At 59.8% G+C, this 26,057-nt stretch carries 21 protein-coding genes; 6 read left to right on the top strand and 15 right to left on the bottom strand.

The features are described 5' to 3' along the window. Positions 1 to 443: 443 nt before the first annotated feature. The 9 genes from ACWNZ1_RS08710 to ACWNZ1_RS08670 all read right to left on the bottom strand — a co-directional run bounded on the left by ACWNZ1_RS08710 (position 444) and on the right by ACWNZ1_RS08670 (position 11,361). A complete protein-coding gene (locus ACWNZ1_RS08710) occupies positions 444 to 1,727 on the bottom strand; it encodes a TIGR02270 family protein (RefSeq protein ID WP_280944004.1) in 1,284 nt (427 codons plus the stop codon). Positions 1,728 to 1,760: 33 nt separating this feature from the next. Further along, on the bottom strand, positions 1,761 to 2,483 hold the full coding sequence (locus ACWNZ1_RS08705; RefSeq protein ID WP_265072041.1) for a hypothetical protein: 723 nt from the start codon (positions 2,481 to 2,483) through the stop codon (positions 1,761 to 1,763). Between the two features lie 223 nt (positions 2,484 to 2,706). Continuing rightward, positions 2,707 to 3,894, bottom strand: a complete 1,188-nt coding sequence (locus ACWNZ1_RS08700) for a PAAR-like domain-containing protein (protein ID WP_256452892.1) — start codon at positions 3,892 to 3,894, stop codon at positions 2,707 to 2,709. Next, complete coding sequence (locus ACWNZ1_RS08695; protein ID WP_280944003.1) at positions 3,894 to 4,931, bottom strand: hypothetical protein; 1,038 nt, start codon at positions 4,929 to 4,931, stop codon at positions 3,894 to 3,896. Before ACWNZ1_RS08695 ends, ACWNZ1_RS08700 begins: the two co-directional genes overlap by 1 nt. Further along, a complete protein-coding gene (locus tag ACWNZ1_RS08690; protein ID WP_256452890.1) occupies positions 4,928 to 6,043 on the bottom strand; it encodes a DUF2169 family type VI secretion system accessory protein in 1,116 nt (371 codons plus the stop codon). Before ACWNZ1_RS08690 ends, ACWNZ1_RS08695 begins: the two co-directional genes overlap by 4 nt. A gap of 15 nt (positions 6,044 to 6,058) precedes the next feature. Further along, positions 6,059 to 6,517, bottom strand: coding sequence for a DUF6484 domain-containing protein (locus ACWNZ1_RS08685; RefSeq protein ID WP_256452889.1), 459 nt, complete (start codon positions 6,515 to 6,517; stop codon positions 6,059 to 6,061). A gap of 16 nt (positions 6,518 to 6,533) precedes the next feature. Further along, entirely contained in the window at positions 6,534 to 8,759 is a 2,226-nt protein-coding gene (locus ACWNZ1_RS08680) for a type VI secretion system Vgr family protein (protein ID WP_280944002.1), read from the bottom strand. Between the two features lie 303 nt (positions 8,760 to 9,062). Next, a complete protein-coding gene (locus ACWNZ1_RS08675; RefSeq protein ID WP_280944001.1) occupies positions 9,063 to 10,742 on the bottom strand; it encodes an HAD-IIB family hydrolase in 1,680 nt (559 codons plus the stop codon). Between the two features lie 121 nt (positions 10,743 to 10,863). After that, positions 10,864 to 11,361, bottom strand: coding sequence for a BCAM0308 family protein (locus ACWNZ1_RS08670; RefSeq protein WP_256452887.1), 498 nt, complete (start codon positions 11,359 to 11,361; stop codon positions 10,864 to 10,866). 315 nt (positions 11,362 to 11,676) lie between these two features. Between ACWNZ1_RS08670 and groL the strand changes: the two genes are divergently transcribed. From groL to ACWNZ1_RS08650, 4 genes are all read left to right on the top strand, one after another. Then, the gene (gene groL / locus ACWNZ1_RS08665; protein WP_135845490.1) at positions 11,677 to 13,293 is read left to right on the top strand and encodes a chaperonin GroEL; all 1,617 of its coding nucleotides are present in this window, start codon (positions 11,677 to 11,679) and stop codon (positions 13,291 to 13,293) included. A 251-nt stretch (positions 13,294 to 13,544) separates the two neighbouring features. Then, positions 13,545 to 14,249 carry a phosphoribosyltransferase gene (locus tag ACWNZ1_RS08660; protein ID WP_135845489.1) on the top strand — a complete coding sequence of 235 codons (705 nt, stop codon included), beginning with the start codon at positions 13,545 to 13,547 and terminating at the stop codon, positions 14,247 to 14,249. Further along, positions 14,242 to 14,901 carry a dienelactone hydrolase family protein gene (locus tag ACWNZ1_RS08655; RefSeq protein WP_135845488.1) on the top strand — a complete coding sequence of 220 codons (660 nt, stop codon included), beginning with the start codon at positions 14,242 to 14,244 and terminating at the stop codon, positions 14,899 to 14,901. The genes ACWNZ1_RS08660 and ACWNZ1_RS08655 overlap by 8 nt, the downstream gene beginning before the upstream one ends. A gap of 90 nt (positions 14,902 to 14,991) precedes the next feature. Then, positions 14,992 to 15,600 carry a c-type cytochrome gene (locus ACWNZ1_RS08650; RefSeq protein ID WP_280943999.1) on the top strand — a complete coding sequence of 203 codons (609 nt, stop codon included), beginning with the start codon at positions 14,992 to 14,994 and terminating at the stop codon, positions 15,598 to 15,600. A 254-nt stretch (positions 15,601 to 15,854) separates the two neighbouring features. Here the strand turns inward: ACWNZ1_RS08650 and ACWNZ1_RS08645 are convergent, their stop codons facing one another. From ACWNZ1_RS08645 to ACWNZ1_RS08635, 3 genes are all read right to left on the bottom strand, one after another. Then, positions 15,855 to 16,820: a ribose-phosphate diphosphokinase gene (locus tag ACWNZ1_RS08645; RefSeq protein WP_280943998.1), complete on the bottom strand. Its 966-nt coding sequence runs from the start codon at positions 16,818 to 16,820 to the stop codon at positions 15,855 to 15,857. Between the two features lie 94 nt (positions 16,821 to 16,914). Next, positions 16,915 to 17,481: a phosphoribosyltransferase family protein gene (locus tag ACWNZ1_RS08640; protein ID WP_135845486.1), complete on the bottom strand. Its 567-nt coding sequence runs from the start codon at positions 17,479 to 17,481 to the stop codon at positions 16,915 to 16,917. Positions 17,482 to 17,561: 80 nt separating this feature from the next. Beyond that, the gene (locus ACWNZ1_RS08635; RefSeq protein ID WP_280943997.1) at positions 17,562 to 18,929 is read right to left on the bottom strand and encodes an erythromycin esterase family protein; all 1,368 of its coding nucleotides are present in this window, start codon (positions 18,927 to 18,929) and stop codon (positions 17,562 to 17,564) included. A gap of 312 nt (positions 18,930 to 19,241) precedes the next feature. Between ACWNZ1_RS08635 and ACWNZ1_RS08630 the strand changes: the two genes are divergently transcribed. Beyond that, positions 19,242 to 21,524 (top strand): heavy metal translocating P-type ATPase, encoded by a 2,283-nt coding sequence (locus tag ACWNZ1_RS08630; RefSeq protein ID WP_256452883.1) that lies wholly within the window; start codon positions 19,242 to 19,244, stop codon positions 21,522 to 21,524. Positions 21,525 to 21,596: 72 nt separating this feature from the next. On the opposite strand, the gene ACWNZ1_RS08625 is transcribed toward ACWNZ1_RS08630, so the two are convergent. Then, entirely contained in the window at positions 21,597 to 22,373 is a 777-nt protein-coding gene (locus ACWNZ1_RS08625; protein ID WP_256452882.1) for an SDR family oxidoreductase, read from the bottom strand. A gap of 118 nt (positions 22,374 to 22,491) precedes the next feature. On the opposite strand from ACWNZ1_RS08625, the gene ACWNZ1_RS08620 reads away from it, so the two are divergent. Then, entirely contained in the window at positions 22,492 to 23,415 is a 924-nt protein-coding gene (locus ACWNZ1_RS08620) for a LysR substrate-binding domain-containing protein (RefSeq protein WP_256454399.1), read from the top strand. 40 nt (positions 23,416 to 23,455) lie between these two features. On the opposite strand, the gene ACWNZ1_RS08615 is transcribed toward ACWNZ1_RS08620, so the two are convergent. Both ACWNZ1_RS08615 and ACWNZ1_RS08610 read right to left on the bottom strand, forming a co-directional pair. Further along, positions 23,456 to 25,015 carry a GMC family oxidoreductase gene (locus ACWNZ1_RS08615; RefSeq protein ID WP_256452881.1) on the bottom strand — a complete coding sequence of 520 codons (1,560 nt, stop codon included), beginning with the start codon at positions 25,013 to 25,015 and terminating at the stop codon, positions 23,456 to 23,458. Between the two features lie 247 nt (positions 25,016 to 25,262). Beyond that, positions 25,263 to 26,024, bottom strand: coding sequence for an alpha/beta hydrolase (locus ACWNZ1_RS08610; protein WP_135845482.1), 762 nt, complete (start codon positions 26,022 to 26,024; stop codon positions 25,263 to 25,265). Between the last annotated feature and the right edge of the window lie 33 nt (positions 26,025 to 26,057).

Genomic DNA, 26,057 nt, shown 5'->3' with positions numbered 1-26,057 from the left:
GTAATGTGAGGGCTGGTGCAAAGCTGGTTCCATGAGACTGGAGCCGGCAGTCGCTCGCGGCACATTTCCTTGCCACAGGAGCGTCAGGAAGGACTGTTCGTTGATGTGACGTCCTATGACTGCTCCCATTTTTGCCGCGCGCTTAGGCTAGGACGCTATGACTGAGCGGTCAACCGTTGAAAAACGGTAGACGAAGAGAGATGTGATGTCCGATGCGAGCATCGGTCAAGGCCCAAAACCCACGGACTAAAAGGCCTGGAAGACGCGCGCATTCCCTGGAATATCGCTGTTCTAGCGACTGAGACGTAGGACAATTATTTGGCATATGTCCTACATTTTGTAGGCTTCTCCACCAAAAATCGTTGCTATCCTGCCGCGCCTCAGGCCACAAAACCCCGGAGTCGCAGCCGAGCGGGACCAAAAAAATGCCCGCCGGTACAGGATTAGCTCGGTGGTTTCGTGCCGTTGATGTTCGATGTGGCGTTGACCGCTGCCAACCACCTCTTTTGCCGCCAGGCCGGCGCGCTAGTGGGAAACAGCACTTCGTTTGGCCGATAGCGGGCGAGGCCGCAGGCGGCGGCGATGCGCTGGCGTTGCTGGCCGTGGACAAGGGCTTGCTGAAAACTGTGTTCGCTATGGGCCAAACCCAGCATATAACGCGTACCCACCTGGAATTGTCCGCCGTTGGCTTGCCACCATTTTTCGATTGCCTGCGGGTCGGGCCAGGGCAGGTTCTCATCGGGGTCCATCGCGACATTGGGATCTTCAGGGTTGTCGTTCGGGCCCGCATCGAAATCCGGCAGGGCCTGCAGTTCCAGATCAAGCAACGCCAGGTCAGCGCCAGTGATCAGGCTGAAGGCTTCGCCGGCGACCCGGGCAAAGGGCAGGTCGCTCATCTGTTGGATCAACCAGGGCACGCAGACCGGATCGCCCAGCAGCCCAAGGGCCTGGATGCCGATGCGCCGATCCCGGGGATCCTGTACCCACTGGCGTATCCAGGCGATGCTGGGCTCGCGCTCCTGCCAGGCCAGCAATACACAGAGCGCGCGATACTGGAACTCGCCCGGCTGCTCGGCGAATGAGCGCAGAGGCTCCAAGGCCTGCTGATCGCCCATTTGGGTGGTGGCCCAGTTGGCCCAGAAGCGCGTAGCGGCGTCCTCATGCTGGCGGTGGGCACGAATCGCCGGCAGCAGGTCACGCCGGCGCAGTTCGCCAGCCGTGCGTGCGGCACGCGCCAGCACGCTGGGGTCGGCATCGGAAAGTCCGGCCAGCAGGGCGGGGCCTGGGTCATGGCGATGCATGCCGCAGGCCGCGAGGCCGAGGCGGCGGAACAGGGGCTCGGGGGAAGCGAGCATGCGTTCGATCCAAGGCGCGACCCGTTCCCAGTCGAGCCACCCCAAAGCCATCAGGTAGCCGCGTTCGGTTTCCAAGGCACTGCGCAAATGCTCGCTGAGCCGCGACAGCACTTTGGCGTTGGCCGCCTCGAAGGCCAGTACCGCACTGGCGAACATCTCGCCGATGGCGTGCGGGTCGAGCTGGGCCAGCAGGGTTTCCAGGCCCGCTTGGCCGGCGATACGCAGGCCATCGAGATGGGCGTCGATGCGTTCGTCCAGTTTGCCGAGGTCGTCCAGTTCGTAGTGAGGCGCGCGCAAAGCGTGATCGCGCAGGATGGCGAGGAAACCGGCTTCTTCGACGTGTAGATCAAGCACGACGGGCAATGTATTCATTGACCGTCGACTCCGAAGCATGGGCTGGTCGGCTCAATCAATTTGCAGGCACCGTTTCCAGTTCGAACCATCGAACTCCATGAGATCCTTGGGCCCGATGGACCACATGATCCCATCGGCCGCACTCAGGTGATAACACGTGCGCGGTGCGTCATCGCCGAAGTCGACGGGTTTGAGCTGACCGTCTTCGAGCCGATAGACGAAATGCGTGGAGGAAACGTATAGCTGGCCATCGAAATACTCCATGCCCCAGAGGTCTTCCCGGGTGTTTTCATGGTCGATCACTTCCCATCGATCGTTGCGCCCGCGCAGCAAGGTCCCGAGCTGGCCGCAGGCATAGGCAAAACCGTCCGGCGCGCAGCGGACCTTATAGAGCGCCAAGTTGGTCGGGCTGTTCTGCTGGGTGAAGACGGAACCGTCGTATTTCCAGATTTCGCCTTCCCAGCCGACCGTATAGATTTCCTGTTCGCTGAACCCATCGATGGACTCGAAGCTTGTGTCGGTGATGGGGGTGTCGCCGCCTTGGGCGCTCTGGTCAATGCAACGCCACTGATCTTCGCCATCGCGGACGTAGGCCTGGCGGCAGGTGCCTACGGCGTAGGCTCGGCCTTTGGCGATGCCGCGGATTTCGCGCAGAGGGCCGCGCTTTTTCGGATCCACTCCGCAACTAGCGATGGCTTCCTCGGTTTTGGTGCCGCCTCCGCTGGCTTCTACTGATCCATCGATGCCCAACATCAAGTGACGTTCTGCTGGCACATGGCAAACCGTTCCAGAGCATGCAAGCCAAGGCACTGTGCCTGCGTACAAGGTTCCCTGATACAGAGTGAACAATATCGAATCCGCGTAACCCTCGCTGATCGCGATGTCGTGCGTGGCGATCAAATAGCCGAGGTCCGAATGACGCACGACTCCAGTACTGATGCTGAGTCCACTGAATCGCGGGTCTCGAGGGTCCATGTTTGTCTCCTTGGTGACTGAATTAAGGGTTAGGGCTGCTAGGGCACATCTCGACTACGGCCCTTGCGCGCTGTTGAGGATCGCTGGTCATCGATGCGCGAGCATTGATCGGTTTCTCATCGCCAGGGTCCTTTGCGTTGTCGTGGTACTTGTTCAACTGGGCTTCCAGGCACTCCTGGGAACAGTCGGAGTCCGGAAAGGTTTTCTTGGCCGCTTTGGCCCCTGTCTCCGTGGCCTTGGACCTGGGCCACTCACCTTTCGCGTCGGCCTCTTTCAGGGCCACCACACCACGCCGGGTATGCATCTGACCATGAGTGGCGGTGGTCTGGTTGGGGCCTTCTACGCACATGACCGGAGCCTTGTCGGTCTGGTATTTGCTCCAGCCGGCTTTCGTCGGGTGCTGGTTTCTGGGCTGCCCCGGGAAGGCCGGCCCGTCGGTAAAGGATGCCGAATCGATCAGGTGATCCCCGGTTTGTCCCGGGCAACACCTGTTGGGCTTGTACGGAGCGAGAAAACAGCGCAAGGCCTTTTGGCAAGGGTCGGCGTTGATGGTCTTGGCCAATGACGAATATTCGTTTTTGACTCCGGTGTGTGCCGCTAGATAAGCCGGATCAGACTCGAACCCGTCGCCTGCTATTTTTTTTGCGGAGTTACGCTCTTTTAGAGCGTTTTTTAGCTTGTCGATATCTGGGCAGACCACTTTTTTGCTGGTGTCACAAGCGTCGTTCACCCGTTTTTTTTCGCCCTCGCATTGGCCCAGGTCCTCGGCGAGCGCCATTCGGTCGGAATAAGGCCAAGGCACGGTATTGCCAGGTTGAGAAGCATGGTTATGGGTGGTCAGGTCCATGTGCCGGACAACGTTCTTACCTTCGTATTTCACGTCCATCGACCAGGAAGTGAAATACACCTTGCCCTTGTTCCTGCTCGTGACGATCCCCTTTTTTGGCGCATTGCCAGCCTCGTCCCCATAGCTGGTCTTGAAGTGGCTCTTGTCCTTGAGCATCACTTCCTTGCCACTGATCTTCACCGTGCGACTGCCCTTGGTCGTGTCCTTGGCCATGCCGGTGTTGGGGTAGGGGATGGGCACACCGAGCGGGGTGGGCGGAGCCTGAGGCGGGGTGAAACAGACATCCGGGAAGCAGGCGATCGACTTGCCATCGGCCGCTTTGCAGGAGACCTCCATATTGTTGGCGAAGACTTCGTTGGCCATCAGGCGGCCCTCACGATCTGATAGCTGAGCAGTGCGGCGGCGCGTTCGCCAGCGTCGTTGCCGAGGTGGCAGAAGATATTCGGTCCTTCGCCATAGCCCTTGCGGCTGGCAGCCAGGGCCACGGCGAGCATGGCCGGGCCGATGGCGGCGCCGACTTCGCCAATGCAGTCGGCCGGGTGCCAGAGATGGAAGAACTCCTTGCGCACGCGCAGGGTTCGGCTGAGGGCCAGGGAGGCTTCCTTGAAGTAGTACTGCTCGCCGGAGATGTCGGTGAGCCGATAATCCATCTGCTCCAACCCATAGCCGGCTTCGCTCAGGGCTGCGCGCACGGCTTGAGTCAGACCATCGGCGCGCAGGGGAATGTCTTCGGCCTCCACGGTGGCCTTCTCCACGCCGAACCCCAGGCCCATGCAGGCCAATTGCGGCTCTTCGCGGGCGACGGGGGCCGCCAGCACCACGGCGGCGGCGCCTTCGCCGGGGATAAAGCCGTTGGAGTTCTGGCTGGTGAGCAGGCGCTCGCGTTCTTCGAAGGCGGCCAACGTCGATGCGTTCAGGAAAGAGTCGACGCCGGCAATCAGTACGTGGCGATGGCCGCTCTGGTAGATCAGCGTGCGCGCATTCAGCAGGGCCACGGCGGCGCTGACCCGACCACGGGCGATGATGTAAGAGTCCGGATGAAAACGCAGGCCCAGTTCGGTTTCGATAGCCTGCAGCAGCCCCTTGTCGAGACCGGCGAGGCGGCCGGGGCGCTCGACCTCCGCCAACCCCAGCAGCAACGGGGTCTTTTCCGGGTCAACCCCGGGGGTGCTCTGTAACGCTTCGGCGATGGCGCGAGAGGCCATCTTGATCAGCTTGGTGCGGCCGCGCCAGGGCTGCTCCAGAGGTACGCTGGCGGCCATCAGCCATTCGCCAGCCTGGTCGATGAAACGGGTTTCCTGGAAATTGTCGATGGCACAACGAATCGCCGCGCAGCTCGCCGGTGCGCTGAGGCCGACAGCGCTGACCATGCCGGAGCCGATGATGCAAAGCGCGGTCATCCGTCTGTCTCCTCGGGAGACTGCCTGGCTTTTACCAGGGAGGACAGCGACGGATAGTAATCCTTGCCCAGTTCACGGGCGCGCCACCAGCCCGTGGACATCGTACCGACCAGCACCTGAGCGATCTCGAACATATTGCGTCGTAGCGCACGGGAGACACGCCAGGTCAGTTGCACCTGGCGCGCGTCGGTGTCGATCAACAGGGTGTCGATCACCGCGTGCACCGTCTCATGTCCGCCTTTTTTCAGAAAGAAGGTCACCGGTACGTCCATTTTTGGGATGCGAAAACCCGCGCGTTCCTGGGGCGTGAGGTTGAGCAGCAGCACGTCCTCGCCGCCGCGCAGGTACGGGATCTGCTGATCATCAGGCGCCGCCTGAAAGTAGCGATTATCGAAATCCGCAGGCAAAAACGGAAAGCAATCAGCCAACCAGGCATCGTCATAAGTACCGGCGAAGCGGGCGCGTTGCGGCCAGCTGCGGCCGATGGGGCCGAGGGCCATCGGGCGGAAGTCGCCAGAGGGGCTGTCGATCGCCTTGCCCAATTCCTCGGTGTTTGGCATCGGCATGCCAACGATATCAGCACCACTCATGCGGCGCGGGTACCAGCCGCAACCGGTCGGGTTGGCCGGGTAACAGTGGCGCATGTCGGGCTCGTTCGCGATCGGACGGCTGCCGCCAAAGGCCTGGGCATAAGAAATGTCCTGCTCGGTAAAAGGTTGCGCTAAGCCGGGAGAAACGCCCAGCCCCCCGGGTTGCCATTGTCGGGGGCCGAAGACGGAAAAGGCTTTGCTCATCTGCCCGACGCGAATGCCCGCGGCCAGCTGCGTCACGGGCCGCCCACCTGGGGCATAGGCCTTGCCGCGTACCAGTACATCGCAGAATGGCTTGACCGGGGCGAAGTCCATTTCCTGCAGCGGGGCGCTGAGGCCCGGCTCGCCGAGGAAGGTGTCGGCCATCAGCAGCGGTTGCTGGGTGTCGGCGAGGGTTGCCGCACGGCCGTCCAGCGGTAAATCAAACGTGCCTTTGGCCACGATCACCAGGGATTCGCGACCATCGGGCTCCAGGCCCTGGGTGTAGGCCGCAAACAGTTTGCTGGCGTTGAGCAGCTCCATGAGTCGACTACCTGTCTAGTTGATCTGCACCGAACCGCCCTTGATGCGGTTCACGCCGGATGACCGGTTCGAAAGATAGGTCCCACGGATCAGCACCTTGCCCTCACGCGTGAGGGTAATGCTCGCCTTACCGCAGCGCAGGACGATTTCCCGCTCTGCCGTGAACTCCAAGCGCTCGCCGTCCAGGTGGGCGACGGCTGGCGTGGCGGTTTGCGGCAGGCGCTGGATGCGACCGATCACCAGCGGCCGGGTCAGGTCGCCGGCCTCGAACATCAGCGCGACCTGGGCGCCGATGTCTTCACGGGCGAGCGGGGTGGTGGTGCGCGCGGCGAGGCCCGTATCGCCAGGGCAGCCAGGGAAGGCCACCACCGGGGCATCTGCCCCGGGCACATCCAGCAGCACCCCAATCACGACGCCATCCACGCGCGCGGGCGTGGCGGTAGAGGAAACGGGGAAATGATATTCAACGGTCATGGCGCCCACTCCGTGGCTAGTTCTGCAGGATTTTCTGGCCTTTGACGACCACGTTTTTGTTGGCCTTGATGTTGATGGCGCCGGATCCGTCGATGGTGATGTTCTTGCCGCTGATCACGATGGTACCGTCCTTCTTCATGGTGATGCTGGCTGCGCCCGTGGTCAGGCTGATGGAGTCGCCGGCGGTCAGGGAAAAATGCTTGCCAACGTCCAGGCTGTCATTCTGCTTGATGCTGGTGTTGCGGTTCTGGGCAACGTCGCGGGATTCGTTCTGGCCGATCTGGGTGCTCTGGTTGCCGTTGATCTCGATGCCTTCGTTGCCCTGGACCGTTTCGTTGCGGTTGCCGCTGATGCCGATGGTCTCGTTGCCACCCACGTCCTCGGTGCGGTTGCTGGCGATGCTGATTTTTTCGTTCGCACCGACTTTTTCCGTGCGGTCGGCACCGATGGTGATGGTCTCGTTACTGCCCACGCGCTCGGTGCGATTGGCACCAATGGTGATTTTCTCGTTGCTGCCGACATCCTCGGTGCGGTTCACGCCAATGGAGATGGTTTCGTTGTTGCCGACCTTTTCCTTGCGGTTCACACCGATGGTGATGGTTTCGTTGTTATCGACGGTTTCGGTGCGGTCGTGTTTGACGTGCACGGTTTCGTCGTTGTCGATGGTCTTGCTGCGGTCATGACCGACCCAGTGGGTCTCGTCGTTCTCGACCTCGATGTCCTGGTTCTTCTCGGCGTGGATAAACAGTTGCTCGGCGCCTTTTTTGTCCTCCATGCGGATTTCATTGAAGTTGGCCGGTGAGCCGCCCTTGCTTGAACGGCTTTTCACCCCACTCTGGGTGGCATTGGCCGGCAGCGCGTAGGGCACGGTCTGTTCGGCGTTGTAGACGCGGCCGGTGATGATCGGCCGATCCGGGTCGCCTTCGAGGAAGCTGACGATCACTTCCTGGCCAATGCGCGGGAGCTGCACCGAGCCCCAGTTTTTCCCGGCCCAGGCCTGGGACACGCGAATCCAGCAGGAGCTGTTTTCGTTGGATTGGTCATGGCGATCCCAGTGGAAATGCACTTTGACCCGACCATATTGATCGGTCCAGATTTCCTCGCCACTGGGGCCCACCACTACGGCGGTCTGCGGCCCGCGGACAATGGGCATGGGGGTCAGGGGGAGGGGCCGGAAAGTCTGGTTGGCATCCATGCAGTCCAACTCGCTGACGAATTGTTCGGCCAGGTCCAACTGCCCGCTTTCATAGGCTTCCTGACGAATCTGATAACGCGCGACCACCACCAGGTATTCGCGGTTCTGGTCCGCACGGTCGTAGCCAGTCAGATTGAACAAATGCCCGGAGCCCAGCCCGCGGGCGCGGCCGCGCAACTGCACACGCTCGAACTGGCTGTGAATGGCTTCGATGCGGGTACGCGCGTAGTGATCGCCATCGTTGCTCTGGACGTATTCACCGGGGTAGTCATACAGCGGGTAGTCGGCGTTGCTGTGGTTGCGCGGCACACTGGAGCGCACCTCAAGGCTGGCGCGGGGGCGCAGGAAGTCATAGTCGTTCAGCGCCAGCGAACCGGGCTGCACTTCCCGCGCAAGTTGCCAATCGTAGAAATGATCGCGCTCGCGCATTTGTCGATCGGGCGGATAGAAGGGCACCGACTCATAGTCTGCCGCCGTGGAGTGAGCGCCATAGGCGTCGGCCAGCACCAGGACGTGCCGCGACTTTTCATGGCGAAAGTAGTAATAGATGCCTTCCTGCTCCATCAACCGGCTGACAAAATCGAAGCTGGTTTCGCGGTACTGCACGCAATATTCCCACTCACGGTAGCTGCCGCTGAGGCTGTCTTCGAAATCAGAGAAGCCGAGGTCGCGAAACACCTGCTTGATGATGTCCGGCACCGTCTTGTTCTGGAAAATCCGGCAGTCGGAGGTGCGCGTGAGCAGCCAGAACCAGGGCCTTAGACTGACGCGGTACCCCGCGAACTGGCCATGGCCGGTCAGTTGCCGGCAACTGCTGATAATGCCGTGGAAATAGCGCTTGCCGCCGTCATACAGCTCCAGGGTCAGGCCCATCGGCTTGCCCAGCAACTGGTCAAACGTGATCGCCCGGTCTTCGGAGGTGAGGTCCAATTCGTAGTGGAATAATCGCCCCAGCTCCTCGCTGCCGTCCATGTTCTGTAGCAGCAGGACATCGCCACCGAGCGGACTGTCGACCTGCACCAAGCGGTTGTTTTGCGTGATTGCCATAAACGACTTCCTGTGGCTCGTGTTCGGGCGTCAGTCAGCCGTAGGGAAGACGGCGACGTACCCTAAGGTGTCGCCATAGGAAGGGGCAGGGGAAGTCGAGTCCAACAATTGCTGCATATCCACCACGAAGGTGATCTCCATATCGGCCTCGTAATCCTCTCTATTCAACCGGAACTTGAGAGGTTTCAAGCTTTTAAGATAGGTGACCGAAGGTCTTTTATTAGTTTCTTTAGCTATTTATATAATTCTAAAAAAGTATAAGAAATGGCGCGAATCTGAGTTGGAAAGGGGGCTGCGGGGGCATTAGAGGTGATAGCGCGACTGCACAAGCCACGTGACCTGGCTCAACGCCTCCTTGGGTGTCAGGGTTGTGTCTGTTTCAACCACACGTGTCTTGTTAGCAAGCACATCGTCCCGGATCACTTGTCGGAACCAGTTGGAAAAGTCCCCGGCATCCATGTGCCTGCGAAGCGCCGGGTCTGCAAGCTGCGTGGACAAGGACAGAAATTCATTCAGGTTCGCGGCGCTTTGGCCCAGTGCAGGGAAGTGGAATGAATGCCATGCACCGACATCCCCCGCGACGTACTTGCCGCTGTGGCGATGGTGCTTTTGAATGGGCTGGACCTGATCGAGCAGCACCACCTCTTCGCCCTCGCGAAGGTTCCAGAGGCAGGCATGTTCAAGGCTCTGTGAGCGCTCCGGGAACTCGGGACTGCGGCGCTGTATACGCTTGGCGAACTGCTCGACCAATTCCCGAGCGGTGCTGCCGAGTGTCACTAGCACGTCAACCTCCTCGAGAAGTGCCGGGCATACCTGGTCGAAGTCGAGGGCAACGATGATTGCGCCGATGTCCCCGAGGAAACCGGGGGGCCAATCCGCACAATGGGGGAGCATGTAATGAGCCTCGTCCACGATCAACCAGTAGGGGCGACCTGAAGCGTTGCGTAGGTGCTGGATAAAAGGCAGCAATTCGCCAAACAGTCGCACCCGTGCCGCCGGATCGAGGGCAAGGGCGCTCACCACCACATTGAGTTGCGCCTGCAAAAGGTGATGCACCGATTCTTCTGTGGTCGGAGGAGCGCTCAAGGCCCCCACTGTGACCGCATCATCCAGGGTCAGGTAGTCACCCTCTGGATCAATGATGCAAAAATCCTGATGAGCCTGGACCATGCGTTCTGTCAGCCAGGTGATGTAGCTGGATTTGCCAGAACCTGAATTTCCAACAATCAACATCACCGACTCTGGGGCGAGCCATACCTTGCGTGCATGGGTGGTCTGGCCCAACTGGATTCCGATGCGTTCGACCGGAACCAGAGCGGCGTCTTTCTCCAGCAGCATGTCCACCAGTTCGCAGACCCCTCGGCCATGATCATGACTGAGGCACAGGTCAGCGCTGGACTTTATCGATGCGATGGCATTACTCACTGCCGCAGAACAACCGCAGATCGATAGGAAGGCGTGGTCGTTTTCTGCATCGCCCACGCCCACCACATTCAGCGCGCAAATACCCAGTCGCCGTAAGGCTGCATTAAGGCCCGACGCTTTGTTCACACAAGGCGGCAACACCATGATCGCATCCTTGTTGAACGTCATCTGCAGCTCAAGGCCGAGCTCGCGAATGCTGGCGCTCACCGCGTTCTCAAACGGGTGCCATGTGGCGATAACCGAGCGGCCTATCGACAACGGCGAGACGCCCTTTTCGCGTAGGCGCTCAACCAAATCGGTAGAAGCCGGATCGGCGATGAGCTCCTCGGTGTCTGTCTTCGGATCGTACAAGAGCGCGCCGTTTTCTACGACCACCAGGTCAAACAGCTCCAGTTGCGCAAACTGATGCTTGAGCGCTTGCAACTCCCTGCCTGTCACCAGCAATAACTTGCGGCCGCTGTTCTTCAGGGCAGTGAGCGACGCACAGACTTCTGGTGAAACGCTACCGTGTTCGGCAGTGGTCCCGTCAAAGTCCACCGCCAAGGCTAAAAAGTGCATGCTCACTCCAACGTTTGGCACACCAGGGCATCCCCGTCCAGACGGATGAGTACTGGCCTCGGATCGGTCGAATCATGGATGCGCGCCTCGACGTTCCGTGTCGAGGCGACTGCCCCTGGGTCTATTTGTTACGTGTCCAATGGATGCTCACTCCATACTCATTTTCGCTGTACCGGTAGTCGGACTTCCCTTTGAAAGCGCTCTCCAGTGCATGCCCCAGGCGGCTGGCCAGGTGGATACCGGTAGTGGTCACGATCAGCTCACCGGCCGAGTCGGTCAGCTTGATGATGCGTTCCAAGGCGTGATCGGTTTTTTCCTTCTCCTCGGTGTGCTCCATCAGGTGGATGATTTCATTCCGATGCTTTTGCAAAAAACTGCCTGATAGCGTGAGCGTACCTGCGGGCATATTGTCATGGATGCGCCGACAGGCCGGGCATGTCATCTCTTGCGCACTATGAACCACCGTATTTTCAGGGCGACTCCAGGTCCAGTTGCCGGCTTGGTACACCGCGCCACATTGCGAGCAGACAGCTGAACCTTCGATCCTTTGCAAGCAGTAGGGATCATGGGGGGATGTCTTGAATAGCTTGTTCTTTTGGCTCTCCTGATACTTGTCCATGCGTTTCTCCCGAACATTGAAATGGAAAAAAGGTTCCACGTTCAGCTGTGACTTGGATCGGGATACCTGACCATTTTCGTCCAGTGAACAGACCGTGGATTACACCGGTTCATTGGGACTCGGTTTCCCGTCTCACGGGTTGATTTTTGTCAACTTCGGGGCAACAGCAGGCAGTCGGTCATCCTGGCGCCAAGGGGCAGTTGGCGAAGGACGTTGGCATCGTGTCTTTGTTGATAAAAGTCAACGTGGAGCCGGCCACTTCATAGAAACTGCAAAAAACACCTTTGTTAAAGCCCGCCTCAGGAGAACACGCTGATGGCTCACACTAAAATCGTATTTCGTGCTGCGGCCCGCGAGAAAATCCTGGATGGCGCCACGCAGTTGGCGGATGCCGTACGGGTGACGCTGGGTCCGAAATCAAAATCAGTGTTGATCCAGAATAAGTGGGGCAATCCAACGGTCTGCAATGACGGCGTGACGATTGCCAAACGTGTTGACCTGCAAGACCCCGGGGAAAACCTGGGCGCGCAAATGCTGCGTCAGGCCGCGGAACGCACGGGGGACGCGGTAGGGGATGGGACCAGTACCTCAACAGTGCTGGCCCATGCCATCCTGGCCGACGGCATTCGCAACGTTGTCGCGGGGGCCAGCGCGATCGACCTCAAGCGTGGCTTGGATCGCGGGCTGTCGCTAGTTGTGGAAAATCTCGCAGCCCGATCGCGCCCGGTCAGCACGCCCAGGGAAAAGGCCCAGGTTGCCGCGCTGTCGGCGCATAACGATGCCGTCATCGGCCAACTGGTTGCAGATGCGCTGGAAAAGGTCGGGGTTGAAGGTGTTGTCAGTGTCGAGGAGTCCAAGACCACCGAAACCGTGATGGAGGTCATGGAAGGGATGCAGTTCGACCGGGGTTATGTCTCACCCTATTTCGTCACCGATGTCGAGAAGATGCAGGTCGAACTCGATGATGCCTACTTGCTGCTCTGTGACCATAAGATTGGAGCGCTCAAGGATTTGCTCCCGCTGCTGGAGCTCATTGCCAAAAGTGGACAACCCCTGGTGCTGATCGCCGACGACATTGAAGGTGAGGCCTTGTCCACCATGGTCGTCAACCAGATCCGCGGGGTACTGCGCGCAGTGGCGATCAAGGCACCAGGCTTTGGTGACCGCCGCCGGGAAATGCTCCAGGACATAGCGGTCCTGACCGGTGCTACGGTGGTGTCCAACGAGTTGGGAATCACCCTCGAACAGGTGCAGTTGAACCAGCTAGGGCGGGCCCATCGCGTCGTGGTGCAAAAAGACAGCACGGCATTGATTGGCGGAGCTGGCACACGCGCGGCCATTGAGGCACGGACACAACAGATCCGTGCGCAAATGGACAACACCAGCAGCGATTACGACCGCGAAAAGCTTCAGGAAAGGCTCGCGAGGTTGTCCGGCGGCGTCGCGGTGATCCGGGTCGGGGCGCCTTCGGAGGCGGAAATGAAGGCCCGTAAAGATGCGTTGGACGACGCGATCTGCGCGACCCGAGCGGCAATCGCCGAAGGCATCGTCCCAGGCGGGGGGCTGGCGCTGCTCAAGGCGGTTGCAGTGATCGCGGCCGAGGAGACCCGACATGAGGGCGATACCAGGACCGGGTTGCAGATTCTGCGCAGGGCGCTGGAGGCGCCGGCCAGGGTCATCGCGGAAAACTCGGCGGTGGACGCCGGCGTGGTGGTGGCGCGCATGCTGGCAGAGTCCGGCAACGTTGGTTTCGATGCGTCCTCCAATGACTATGTGGACATGTACGAAGCCGGCATCATTGACCCGACCAAGGTGGTGCGTATCGCCCTTGAAAATGCCGTTTCCGTTGCCAGCATCTTGTTGTTGACCGAGGCAGCCATGACCGATATTCCGGAAAAGGAATCACCTGCCCAGCCGCCGTTTCCCGAATAGCACCTGGAAGGACTGGCATGGCGGCGCAGCAATAACGCATAGCGCCACGCGGATTGAATAAGCCGCTGTCCAGGCACCCTGCGAGTTGAACGGCGTTGCGCGCAGAGTTGATATAAATCAACGCCCAGGTGTAAGCAACAGCGCAGGCTGAATCAACGTCGGCGCCCGACCCGGTAGCGCTTGCGGCATTCCGGCAGTCTGGTGAAGAAAGGGTAACGAAACGACAGGCCGAATCGCCTGGGGAGGCTTTCATGACACAGAGTCCCTCATTGCAAACCACCTTGCAGGACCGCGCTGCGGCAGGTCGAGGGCTGGTTGAGCCATTGCTCAAGTATGCACATCGGGCTGATGTTATCGTTCTCGCCTTGCCACGTGGTGGCGTTCCAGTGGCCTATGAAGTGGCCACGGCCTTGCAGGTTCGCCTGGACCTGATGCTGGTGCGCAAGCTTGGCGTTCCTTCCCATGAGGAATTTGCAATGGGCGCCATTGCCAGTGGCGGCATTCAGATCCTCAATGAAGACGCACTGCGGTCCCATCCGATTGATCGAGCCAGTTTCGATGCGGTGCTCGCGCGGGAAACCCGAGAGTTGTTGCGTCGTGAGCAAGCGTATCGGGGAAACCGCCCACCGGTGCAACTCAAGGATCAAGTGGTGATCCTGATCGACGATGGCCTGGCGACGGGGGCCTCGATGATGGCGGCGGTACACGCGGTGAGAAGACAAGCGCCTGCTCGCATCGTTGTCGCCGTACCGGTTGCGCCACTTGAAACGGTAGAAGCGCTGCGCAGCGAAGTCGATGAAGTGATCTGCCCGATCATGCCCGAGTGGATGATCTCGATCGGCTATTGGTACTTGAGTTTCACCCAGACATCGGACGAAGAGGTGATTCAATTGCTGCAACGCGCCTGGCAGCGGGAGTCTGCTGGCGTTCCCCCTGAAGGGGATGGTGATGTTTGAACTTCAATCTCGACAGTTGGACTTGGATGATGCTGAGTTGACTGCCGATGTGCGACTACCACCGGGCGCCAGCGCGTTGGTGGTTTTCGTTCACGGTAGCGGCAGCGGTCGATCAAGCCCGCGTAATCGATATGTCGCAGAATCGTTGGCCGAGCGAGGCTTGGGGTCGCTGCTGTTTGATCTGCTTACGGTTTCCGAACAACGGCTGGATAACCTGACCGGGGAGCTACGTTTCAATATCCCCCTGCTTGCCAAGCGACTGGTCAGGGTGATCGACTGGATTGGTCATGACTCAGCATTGCGATCACTACGCATCGGCCTGTTCGGGGCGAGCACCGGGGCCGCCGCCGCGCTGTTGGCGGCGGTCGAGCGAGCGGATGCGGTGTACGCGGTGGTCAGTCGGGGAGGACGGACCGATCTGGCCGGGCCGGCACTGTCCCAAGTAAGGGCGCCCACATTGCAGATCGTCGGCGCACAGGACCCCTTGGTGGTCAGGCTCAATCGCCAGAGCAGTCAAGCACTGCGCTGTGTCCAGCGCCTGGATATCGTGCCTGGCGCGACACATCTTTTTGAAGAGCCCGGAGCCCTTGAGGAGGTCGCCAGGCTGGCGGGCGACTGGTTTGCAGAACATCTGTCCATGGAATCCTCGTGACGGCCCTCAGGCCAGACGGAAAAGCTTCCTCCTTGGTCAGCCAGTTGTGATCCGATGTGGTTGGTCATCTGAACGCCAGGGGCACAGACCATGGAAACATACCGATCAAAGCGTATTCTTGCCCTCTGCCTGACTGCGCTCGTGGGCTGTACCAGTACGAACGAGGAGACGGCGCAAGAAACGCTGCCCATGTCAGGTATCGCCATGGCGGATCAGGTTTGCTCCTTGTGCCACGGCCTGACGGGCGAGTCCGTGTCGCCGATGTTCCCCAAGTTGGCCGGTCAGCAAAAAGAATACCTTCAACTGCAACTGAAGGACTTTAAAAACCATGTACGTAGTGATAAGGCCGGGACTCAGTACATGCGCGGCTTCACCCATTTGACTGAGGTCCAGATCACCGAACTGGCCGACTATTTTGCCAGTCAGCGTCCGATGCAGGCTGGTACCGATGTGTTTGATGCGCGCGGTGAATTGATCTACGGCGGGGGTATACCCGACTCCGGCGTCGCCCGATGCAGTTCATGCCACGGTACTGACGGCGAGGGCGAAGGCCGGGTGCCCCGGGTGGCGGGACAACACGCGGAGTACGTGATTCACCAGATCAATGTGCTGCAAAAAACAGCCCAGCACGCACTGTCTGATGCAGACGCGGTAGCTGCCGCACGTTACTTGGCGGGACTTGGGGGCCAGAAACAATGACCTTCGAGTACCCGGCGCCCTGACCTTATCTAAATCAACAGCAAATCCTCTTGGCTGGACGATTTTTTGAAGCAAACCCCTTGAGGTCCGCCCCCATGGATCTTGGCCAGGCGATCTACAGCCGTATCGTTGGCCATCCGAAGTCCGCGCCAGCGCCCGTCACGCACAAGGCACCAGAGGTCCGTTGGATTGGCTGACAGGGCAGGGGCCAATGCGCTGCGCCGTACACTGGGGCGCGGCCAGGAGGCGTCCGCTCAGGCGCAATCAAATGCTCCGTTTTCCGCCAGCAAAGAAGCGACCAGGGCGGTGCTGTCGAGTATCCGTAGGTGACGTGTCACACAGTCAGGAGGCAGGCGGAACGGCGGCACGGTGTCAGCGATGGCGATGTGTTCGAAGATTGGCTGGTCGAACAGTTGACTGCCAGCAGTAAACAAACCGTGTGTAGCGGCGGCGAACAAGCGCCCGGCTCCAGCCTTCTGGCAGGCTATGCCAGCATGTTTGAGCGTATCCCCCGTGCTGATCAGATCGTCGAACACGATGGCTGTCTTACCGCAGACATCGCCTATCAAGAGGGTGCCCGTCAACGAGCCATGGGCACGATGTTTTTCCATCAACGCACTGCCGACCGAACGTCCCAATAGCCGCTCCAAGGCCTGACGAAACAACTCGGCCCGCTTAACGCCCCCTGAGTCCGGGGAAACGGCAACCACTTCATCGTTGCCCACTAGTGTGGCGAAATGCCCGGCGAACAGTTCCGTGCACTGCAGATTCCACGCAGGCATGCGAAACGCGTTGTCGAACGCGGCCGGATTATGCACTTCCAGGGTGATCAGCTGATCCACGCCACTGGCTTCGAAAAACGCGGCCACATAGCGCGTGATGGTCGGGTCCTGAGGCTGGCTGCGGCGGTCCTTGCGCCCGTAACAGAGGTAAGGTGACACCACCTGCACCCGGCGCGCACCGGCATCCTTGAGGGCACCGCAGAAAAACAGCAGGCGACACAGCTTGTCATTGGCGCTCTGCTGGTCGTCACCATACAAGCCATGGAACACCACGACCTCGCGGCCGTTTACCGGATCCAGCGGTCGGCATTTATGCTCGCCGTCTTCATAGTCGCGCTCCTCGTGGCGCGCCAAAGCGCAGCCAAGCCATTGCGCAACCCGGGCACTATAGGACTCGCTGCCTCGCAGGGCAAAAAGAAGCGGGGGCAGGGTAGACATGCAGGACTCCTTAGAGGCAGCCGAAAAACGCACCTCAGCTCAATGGCACGTGTCCCTGTGAGTTTTACCGCGTTGCCGCGGATCTGTTGCACTGTCAGCGGGCGGCACCGTGTCGTACCACCTCAATGCAAAACACCTGTTCGAAGGGCGGCACGTTACATTCGACGATGTCAGTGGCGGCGACTTGCAGATGCACGCCGACTATGTCGGCCCGGATCGGTTGCTGGCAAATATGCCGGTCGACCAGTACGGCAGTGTAGACGCGACGAGCCCCCAGTTGCGCCAAGTACGCGCAAGCACGCAGTAGCGAATGGCCTTCGAAGAGCACATCATCAACCACCAGCAAGGTGGTATTGGCAAGGTCCAGCCTGCCCAGGGCCGGGTTATCGGTCAATTGCGTGTAGGTATGCAGCACTTGCAGGTCGTCGGCGTAGCGCTTGACTTGCAGGGGGTAAAGAGGGAGTTCCGGCTGGCAGGTATGATGCGCAATGTACTGGCGCAATCGTTGGGCCAAAGGTTCGCCCCGACGCTGGATGCCAATCAGTGCGGCGTGAGCCGGCGGCAGCATGGTCGCAGCCTTGCGCGCCATTGCCTGCAGCACGTCATCGAGCTCATTACTGTCATACAGGCGCATCCGCTGACTTGCTAGTAGGATCGTCATTGTCTTCTCCTGTCCGCGCTCCATGGGTTGTGTTCGAAAATACCCGCAGGCCCCCACTCCCGAAGGACCTGCACTCGTTGTCACACGCCAAATGGATAAGTTTCGTCTTCCGGTTCCAGTTGCTGGTTTTTCGGCAGTGGCAGCGCGTTGACCGGCTTGGTCTGTTCGATCCAGATCATGGCGTCGAATTGTTCAGCCAGCACCGACTCGAAGTAATGACTCAGACGCTCGCTTTCGGGGCGGTATATCACCCCGATGGCCCGCTCCAGCAAGGGGGTAGACAGGACTCGGCGTAGCTCTTTTCGCTGCGGGTCTCGCCAATCGGTCAGCGATGCAGCGATACCGGCCTTGAGGAACTGATGCTCCCAACTGTCCGGTCGCGAGGGGCGGATGTCCTTGATCCGCATCTCGCCATCCCAATCATCGGCGGCAGCCACCTGGCCTCGATCAGTGGCCATGCCGATCAGAACGACATCGCGCCCAAAGGCGCTTCGACACAGTTGACCGATGTTGAACTGCCCCTTCCAACCCATTTCCGTGGCGCCCGCATTGCCGATATGGGAGTTGTGCGCCCATACCACTGCCTTGGCTTGTGGGCCCCGGTGCTCAAGCAGTGCCCGCAATGTATCGAACATGTGCCGGTCACGCAGGTTCCAGGAGGCCGTCGACCCTCGATAAATCGCGCGGTAATACTGTTCCGCCGCCATGACCACCCGGGCGTTCTGCGTCGCATTGAAGAATGACTCATCGTTGCGGATGAGACCGGCCAATTGTTCAGCCAGCATGACATTGAGCTGCTCGACCACCGGCTGTTCACAGGGCATTACACCTCCACGTTCGACGAAGTGGCCGTACAGCGAGGGTTCATCCTGCCACGGGGTCAAACAGCCATAACGCCGCCGGGCTTCTTGAGCCAGATGCGGGTCGACCCGATCCAGATAGTCCAGCACTTCATGGATGGAGTTGCGCAAGCTGTAGACGTCCAAGCCACGAAACTCGACGCGACGGTCGGGATCTTGTTGGTGATTGTGGCGGTGTAGCCAGTGGGCGAACGCCTTCACCTCACGATTGCGCCACATCCAGGTCGGAAATCGGCTGAAGATGTGACGCTTCCACGCCGTATGCGCAAATCCCCGGACGTATTGGTCGACATGGCCGGCGTCCGGCCAGTCTGCTTCAACCGCGACGATATTGAACCCGTGCCGCTCGATCAGTCTTTGGGTAATCGCAGCCCGGGCTTGATAGAAGTCGCTGGTCCCATGACTCGCCTCGCCGATCATCACCACGCGCGCATCAGCGTAGCGATCAAACATCTGGGCAAAAGCGGGGGAGTCCAGGTCCGGCAGTGGCTCAGCGTATTGACGCAACAGAGGGGCTATATGCTCCCTGTCAACGTAATGTTGCTTGCCATAAAGCTTCTCCATCATTTTGTGCGAAGGTGAGTTCATGAACATCATCCTCGAAAAGAGTGGATTGCTGCTGACGGCATGGTGCTCGTGTCATACCCGGCGCCAAACCGTCCGAAATCGTTGGCGCAGGCATCTCGACTCAGTGCGCTAACGTCTCTGTATTCGTTGTTGGATTATTCATACACCGCGCCCAACGGGATTGATTGAGGTTTGTCAATAAAGGCGCAATCCCCCCAGAAGATAGTGATCACTTGAGATAGCCTCGGGGTATCCATCCCAGTCCGCTGTCCTCATCGACATGGGCATTGTCAGAAAATAAGGCCCGAATCGTTTTTCCAGAGACTCCCTTCAATGCTCGACAAATGGCTGGGCCCGGTTCTATTACTGTTTACCGCGCTGACGCTGTTGGTGGGGGGCGCTGCACACCTGGCGCAAAGACCTGGATGGGCAACGCTTTGCTGGTCCACCGGAACGTTGGTGATGACCGCGGTGCTGCTGGTGGAAGTCATGCAACGACTGGCCCGCCGCGAGGCGGGCGTCGACCTGATAGCACTGCTGTCCATGACGGCTGCCTTGGTGCTTGGACAGGCGCTGGTAGCCGCTGTGATTGCCCTGATGCTCGCCAGCGGGCGCACCCTGGAGTTTTTCACCCGGCAGCGGGCTGAGCGCGAACTTCGTGCACTCATCGACCGGGCGCCGCGTTTTGCCTGGCTGCAGGAGGAGGGGGGCCTGCGCAAGATCCCCGTTGAACAAATCCAGCCGCATCAGACCCTGTTGGTACGCTTAGGCGAGGTAGTGCCTGTCGATGGACGCCTGCTGAGCCTTGCCGCCACGCTGGATGAGTCGGCGCTCAACGGCGAATCGATGCCCGTGACTCGTCGGGAAGGTGAGCAAGTGTCCAGTGGCATCGCCAATGTCGGTGCGCCCATCCTGCTCATAGCCACGCAAACAGCGGCACAAAGCACTTATGCCGGGATCGTGCGGCTGGCCGAGACGGCACGGCGTTCGCGTGCACCGTTCGTGCGTTTGGCCGATCGCTATGCATTGTTTTTCATTCCACTGACATTGCTGTTTGCTGTCGCGGCCTGGCTAATGAGTGGAGACCCCTTGCGAACTTTAGCGGTTCTGGTGGTGGCTACGCCTTGCCCCTTGATCCTGGCGGTCCCCATTTCCATCATGTCGGGTATTTCAAGGGCTGCGCGACGGGGCATCCTGATCAAGGACGGCGTAACCCTGGAGGCGTTGGCCGGGATCAAGCAAGTGTTTCTCGACAAGACGGGGACACTGACTAGCGGTCATGCCCGCCTGCAGTCGATAGAAGTCAACGGCTTGGAAGATCCACAGCGCCTGCTCGGCCTGGCCGCTTCGCTGGCACAGGCCTCAACGCACCCGGTTTCCCAAGCGATTGTTGAAGCGGCGCAACAGCGCCAATTGCCCCTCGCAGTCCCGCAGGACGTGGAAGAAACTCCCGGATCTGGGCTGTGTGGGCGAATCGATGGTGTCCAAGTACGTTTCGGTACGTTGGCTTATGCTCATAAAGAAACGCCCGAAACCGATTGGGCCGCCGCCATGTTGCGCCACATGGATTACCTGGCGTGCAGTGGAAGCTTCATTGAGGTGGATGGGAAGCTCGCTGGCCTGCTGCTTTTTTCGGACAACGTTCGCCGCGAAACCCCACAAACATTGCGTCGACTGCGCAACAGGGGGATCGAAAAAATTGTCATGCTCACCGGAGATCGGCTGGAAACCGCCGAAATGATCGCGCTGTCCGCGGGCATTGACGAACTGCGCGCCGGGTTGAGCCCAGAGGATAAAGTGCGTGCCGTACAGCAAGGTAGCCGGCATGCCAGCACACTGATGGTTGGCGATGGCATCAACGACGCCCCCGCACTGGCGGCGGCCAATGTCGGCGTGGCCATGGGCGCGAAGGGGGCCATTGCGTCTGCGCAGGCGGCTGGTGTCGTGCTGTTGGTTGATCGGCTGGATCGCCTCGTCGAGGCGTTGGACATCGCCAGGCGGACCCGTTATATCGCCCGCCAAGGTGTACTCGTCGGTATGGGACTGTCGTTGCTGGCCATGGCAGTGGCGGCCCTCGGTTATTTGCCGCCGCTGATTGGCGCCGTAGTCCAGGAAGGCATCGACGTGGTGATCATCATTAACGCCTTGCGCGCATTAGGCCCATTACGGGGCAAGAGACAGAGAAAACTTGGCGCAGAGCAAATCGATCGCCTGCAAGACGAACATCAGCAACTCGCCAGCGTCCTGAGTGATCTGCATCGGTTGGCCAGTGACTTTTCTCAGCGTCCACTAGAGCAGGCACAGCGCGATTTGTTCGAACTGGTCCACAAACTGCAAACGTTACTGGAGCAGCATGAGCGTGAAGATGAAAACACTCTCTATCCACTGCTGACGCGAAACATGCAGGGAGAAGATCCCTTGTCGACAATGAGTCATGTCCACCGGGAAATCTTTCGTCTTATCCATTTGCTGGCGCGCATGAGCAGCGACTTCGGCACCCAACCCACGGTAACTTCCGCTGATCAGATCCAGCATCAGTTGATTCGCCTGGACACGCTTGTGCGATTGCACTTTGACCAGGAGGAGGAGCTGTTTCGGTATCTGGATTGGCGTTAGAAGCTGGCGTCATGAGCGATGAATTTGCTGCCTGAAGGCTGGGGGCGGACAGCCGAAGCCGCCCCACACCTCTTATGAAACCGTTGGAATGGTGCCGCCATCAATGACAAATTCGCTGCCCGTGATGGAGGCCGCGCGAGGCGAAGCCAGGAAGGCAATGAGGTTCGCCACTTCCGCAGGTTTTGAGGGACGGCCGAGTGGAATACCGCCTAACGCTTTCATGATCAGATGCTTGCCGCCTTCGTAGTCGGTACCTGCTTCTTTCGCCAAGCGCTCGGCCAAGGCGACCGACGCCTCGGTTTCAACCCACCCCGGCGATACCCGGACAACACGCACGCCTTTTGGCGAGATCTCCTTCGACAGGCTTTTGCTGTAAGTCGAGAGCGCAGCCTTGGCAGCCGCGTAGGCGGTCGTTGCTTCAGGCAGAGGCAGCCGGCTCTGAATGGAAGTCACATGGATGATGACACCCTCGTTCCGTTCGAGCATGCCCGGCAACAAGGCACGGTCGATGCGCACGGCCGGAAACAGGTTCAGATCGAGCTCGCGTTGCCAGTGTTCCTCGTCCAGTGCAGCAAAGCCGCCACCCGGTGCCGATGAGCCACCCAGTACATGGATGATGATGTCGACATCTCCCAATATTCGCTTGGTTGCGGCCACCAAGGTCTCACAACCCTCCCGGGTCGACAGGTCAGCCGGAACGCACAGGTCTGGCGGCATTTCGATGTTTGCCTGGCGAGCGCAGGTCAGCACCCTTGCGCCTTCGTCGAGCAGCAGCTCCACAACCGCTTTACCGACACCTTTGGTGCCGCCGGTGACCAGAACGTGCTTGCCTTTCAAATCAAGATTCATGGCGTAATCTCCATCTATGACGGGTGAATTGATGACACCCAATGATCTTGCCGTCCACGGGATAGTTTGCTCAACTGGCATAAACGTAATGGCTAATCCCGATAAGCAGGACAATCAAATGCCGGATCTTCGTGTAGGGCTCAATGAGTTGGAGGCGGTAACGGCCGTGGCGCGCCGGGCCTCGTTTCGACAAGCCGCTATCGACCTGAACGTTTCCACGACTGCATTGAGCAATACCATCGCCAAGGTTGAGTCGAACCTTGAAACGCGGCTCTTCAATCGCACCACACGCAGCGTGTCTCTTACCGAGGCCGGCAGGCTGTACATGGAGCAAGTCGGGCCGGCGCTACAGGATGTTCGCGCTGCGCTCGAGGCGGTGCGCTCTCACAATGTCGGACCTTCGGGAGTCTTGCGCATCAATGCATTTGCAAGTGCCGCTCGGACTCCCCTGATGCCGCTGATGCTGGAGTTTTCACGGCGTTACCCAAAGGTGCATATCGATCTGGTGACCGAAGGGCGCCTCGTGGACATTGTCGAGGGCGGATTCGACCTCGGGGTGCGATCTGCCAATCTGGTGCCCAGCGACATGATTGTCATCCCGCTGGGCCGACCGCAACGTTACGCCATCGTGGGCTCGCCAGCGTACTTCGAGGTGCACGGCCGACCTTGGGCTCCAACCGATCTACTCACACATCACTGCTTACGGGTCCGCCTACCCAACGGCGCCATTTTTCCGTGGTATCTGGAGCGCGATGGAGAGGTCATCCGGTTGGATGTGAACGGCCAATTCACGCTGGACGAGCCTGGCCTCGCCAAGGCAGTAGTCGGGACAGGCGTGGCCCTCGGTTTTTTCATGGAACAGGACGTTCAAGCCGAAATCGAGACCGGAGCGTTTGAGCGGGTATTGGAGGACTGGACGCCTGTGCGAGACAACTTGTGCCTGTATTACCCGAACCGGCGCAACCCTTCGGCAGCGCTCAAGGCGTTTATCGATTTGGCCCGTGCCAACATTCAACCATTGGCAGCAGGAAGCAGCCCTTAGCGGGTTGGCATGAACAGGGTCACGGGCGCATGCACGAAGCTCATATGTCGTAAGTGGACCGTATAGCCTCCACGGCCCGCTCACCGATCACGACGCACGGGGCCATCGTATTGCCGCTCGTCACATGCGGCATGATGGAAGCATCGGCAATGCGCAGACCCTGGACTCCGTAGACCCGCAGTTGACCATCGACCACGGACATCGCGTCCTGGCCCATTTTTGCCGTACCGCATTGGTGCCAGTAAGTAACCGCCGCGTTGCGCGCGTAGTGTTCGAGCGATTGGGTAGTCAGTTTTCCAGGCAGGCTTTCACTTTTTATCAAGCCCTTGAAGGGGGCCTGCGCGCCCAGTTCCTGAACAAAACGGATGTTTTCCAGCGCGTTGCGCAGATCGGCCGGATGGGACAGCGTGTTGGGTTCAATGATGGGGACATCGGTCACATTCGGGCCGCTGAGCTTGACCCGTCCGCGACTTTCCGGGTGGGCAAGGCCGGCGAACATTGTCCAGCCATGTGCGGGAACGCCGAGTGAGGCGGTCTCCGCGCTGGGCACTGGAAATTCGACCTGGCAGTGGAACATGTCCGGGAGGTGCAAAGCGCTTTCGCTGCTCCAGTAGAGCGTCGCCTCCGAGCCGCCGTAACCCACCGCTTGTGGCGTCGCGTATTCGAAAATAACGGCAAAGGACACGTGGTCTTGATGATTGGCGCCAACACCGGGGAGAGGCTGGACGACCGGAATGCCATGGCGCTGCAATTCTTCCTCCGGCCCCACGCCTGATTGCATCAGGACCTTAGGCGTGTTGACCGCTCCCAGTGACAGAATGACTTCGTGATTGGCGTAAAAACACTCGGTATGGCCATTGTTTATGGTTTGCACGCCGATGGCGCGTTGGTCCCTGAATAGCACGCGACTGACAAGCGTATCAGTCAAGACCGTGAGGTTGGGCTGGCCACAGCGTGGCGCGACGTATGCGCGGTAGATGGAATGACGCCGGCCATCCTTGACGATGAGATCGTTCAGCGCCGCACCTCCGCGGCCTTCCATCATGGCGCCGTTCGGGTTGTCAAAAGCAGGTATACCCATTCCGGCAGCCGCACTGATCATGGCGTTCGCAATCGGTTGGGCGTTTCGCACAGGCGCGACATGAACCGGGCCGCCCTGGCCGCGACGGGCTGGATCGCAGGTGCCCCGATAGTCTTCCACGCGTTGATAAATCTTCAGGACCGACGCGTAGCTCCACGCAGGATCACCACTGTGCGCCGCGAAGTCTTCCCAATCGTTTTTATGACCGCGGGCCCACAACATGACATTGACGCTGGACCCACCACCCAACCCGCGGCCCATATTCAGCGGGATTTTCCTGTCGTTGAGATGAGGGTTTGCGGCACCCACGAAGTTCCAATCGCGCTCGGTGCCAAGGTTCAGGGGCCAGTTCCCCGGCTCCAGGACGTGGGGGTGTTCATCGCTGCCCCCGGCCTCGATGAGCAATACCTCGACCTCGGGGTTTTCGGCCAGCCGTCCAGCCACGACGGAGCCGGCAGTGCCCGCTCCACAGACGATAAAATCGAAATGATGTTTTTTCAGCTCGGAATTCATAGGCATGAGCAGGTCCCTTGGGCGGAGTGTCATCGTTCGCCAGGTTGATGAGTCGATCGAGTGGGTGAGCGGCCGTCAGCCCTTGGAAATAGGGCGGCAAGCCAGGTGCAGAGGCGAACATGCGGTGAATCTCGCGAGGGCAGGGAAGTACGTTGCGTCTGGCTGTTCGACTACCGTTCGCGCTATGGCTAGCGGTGGCAAGCATCCAGGTGCAGCGCACTTCCCTCGACCTCAGCGCAGGAGGGGCCTGGGATTACTGGCTCTTCTGAACAGCCTGGATGATGACTTTTGCAACATCGGCCGGGCGCGATTGTTGCGGCACATGGCTGGCTTCGATTTCGGTGACCTTGGCACCGATCTTCTTGGCGAAAGCCCGCTGCAGATCAGGCTGAATCATCCGGTCTTCCTTGGCCACGACGTACCAGGATGGCTTGCCTTTCCAGGCCGCGACGCTGGTTTTGTCATCGAATGCCGAGGCGCGGATCGGCCCTTGCGTCGCGGCCATTACCGCGGTTTGCTCGGCGGAAAGATCCTGGGCAAAACCGGTGGCCATGCCCTCGGCGGTCATGTACAAGAAACCGTTTTTGTCGGCGGCGATGTCTTTCACGCCGGACGGAGCAGGGTAGTCCTTGCCCAGGTCTTTACTGGCTTGACCGGCATCCGGAGCGAACGCGGCGACGTACACCAGGCTGCGTACTTTCTTGTCGGTGCCAGCCTCGCTGATGACGGTGCCGCCCCAGGAATGGCCGACCAATACGACGTCGTTCTCCTGGTTGTTCAGTACACGCTGCGTGGCGGCGACATCGTCAGCCAGCGAGGTCAGCGGATTTTGTACTACGGTGACCTTGATGCCTTCCGCCTGCAGCAGCGGGACGACCTTGCCCCAGTCGGACCCGTCGGCGAAAGCGCCATGGACGATGACGACAGAAGGTTGCTGCGCCGCGGCATGGGCCGCGCCGCCGAACAACGAACAGGTCATGGCGAGAGTGAGGGCAAGGGCCTTGGGTTTGAACATGATGCGATCTCCTGTATGGGGTGAGCGCAGTTT

The organism is Pseudomonas sp. CFBP 5748 (genome assembly GCF_053850495.1).
This window is presented reverse-complemented; position numbering and strand designations above follow the sequence as displayed.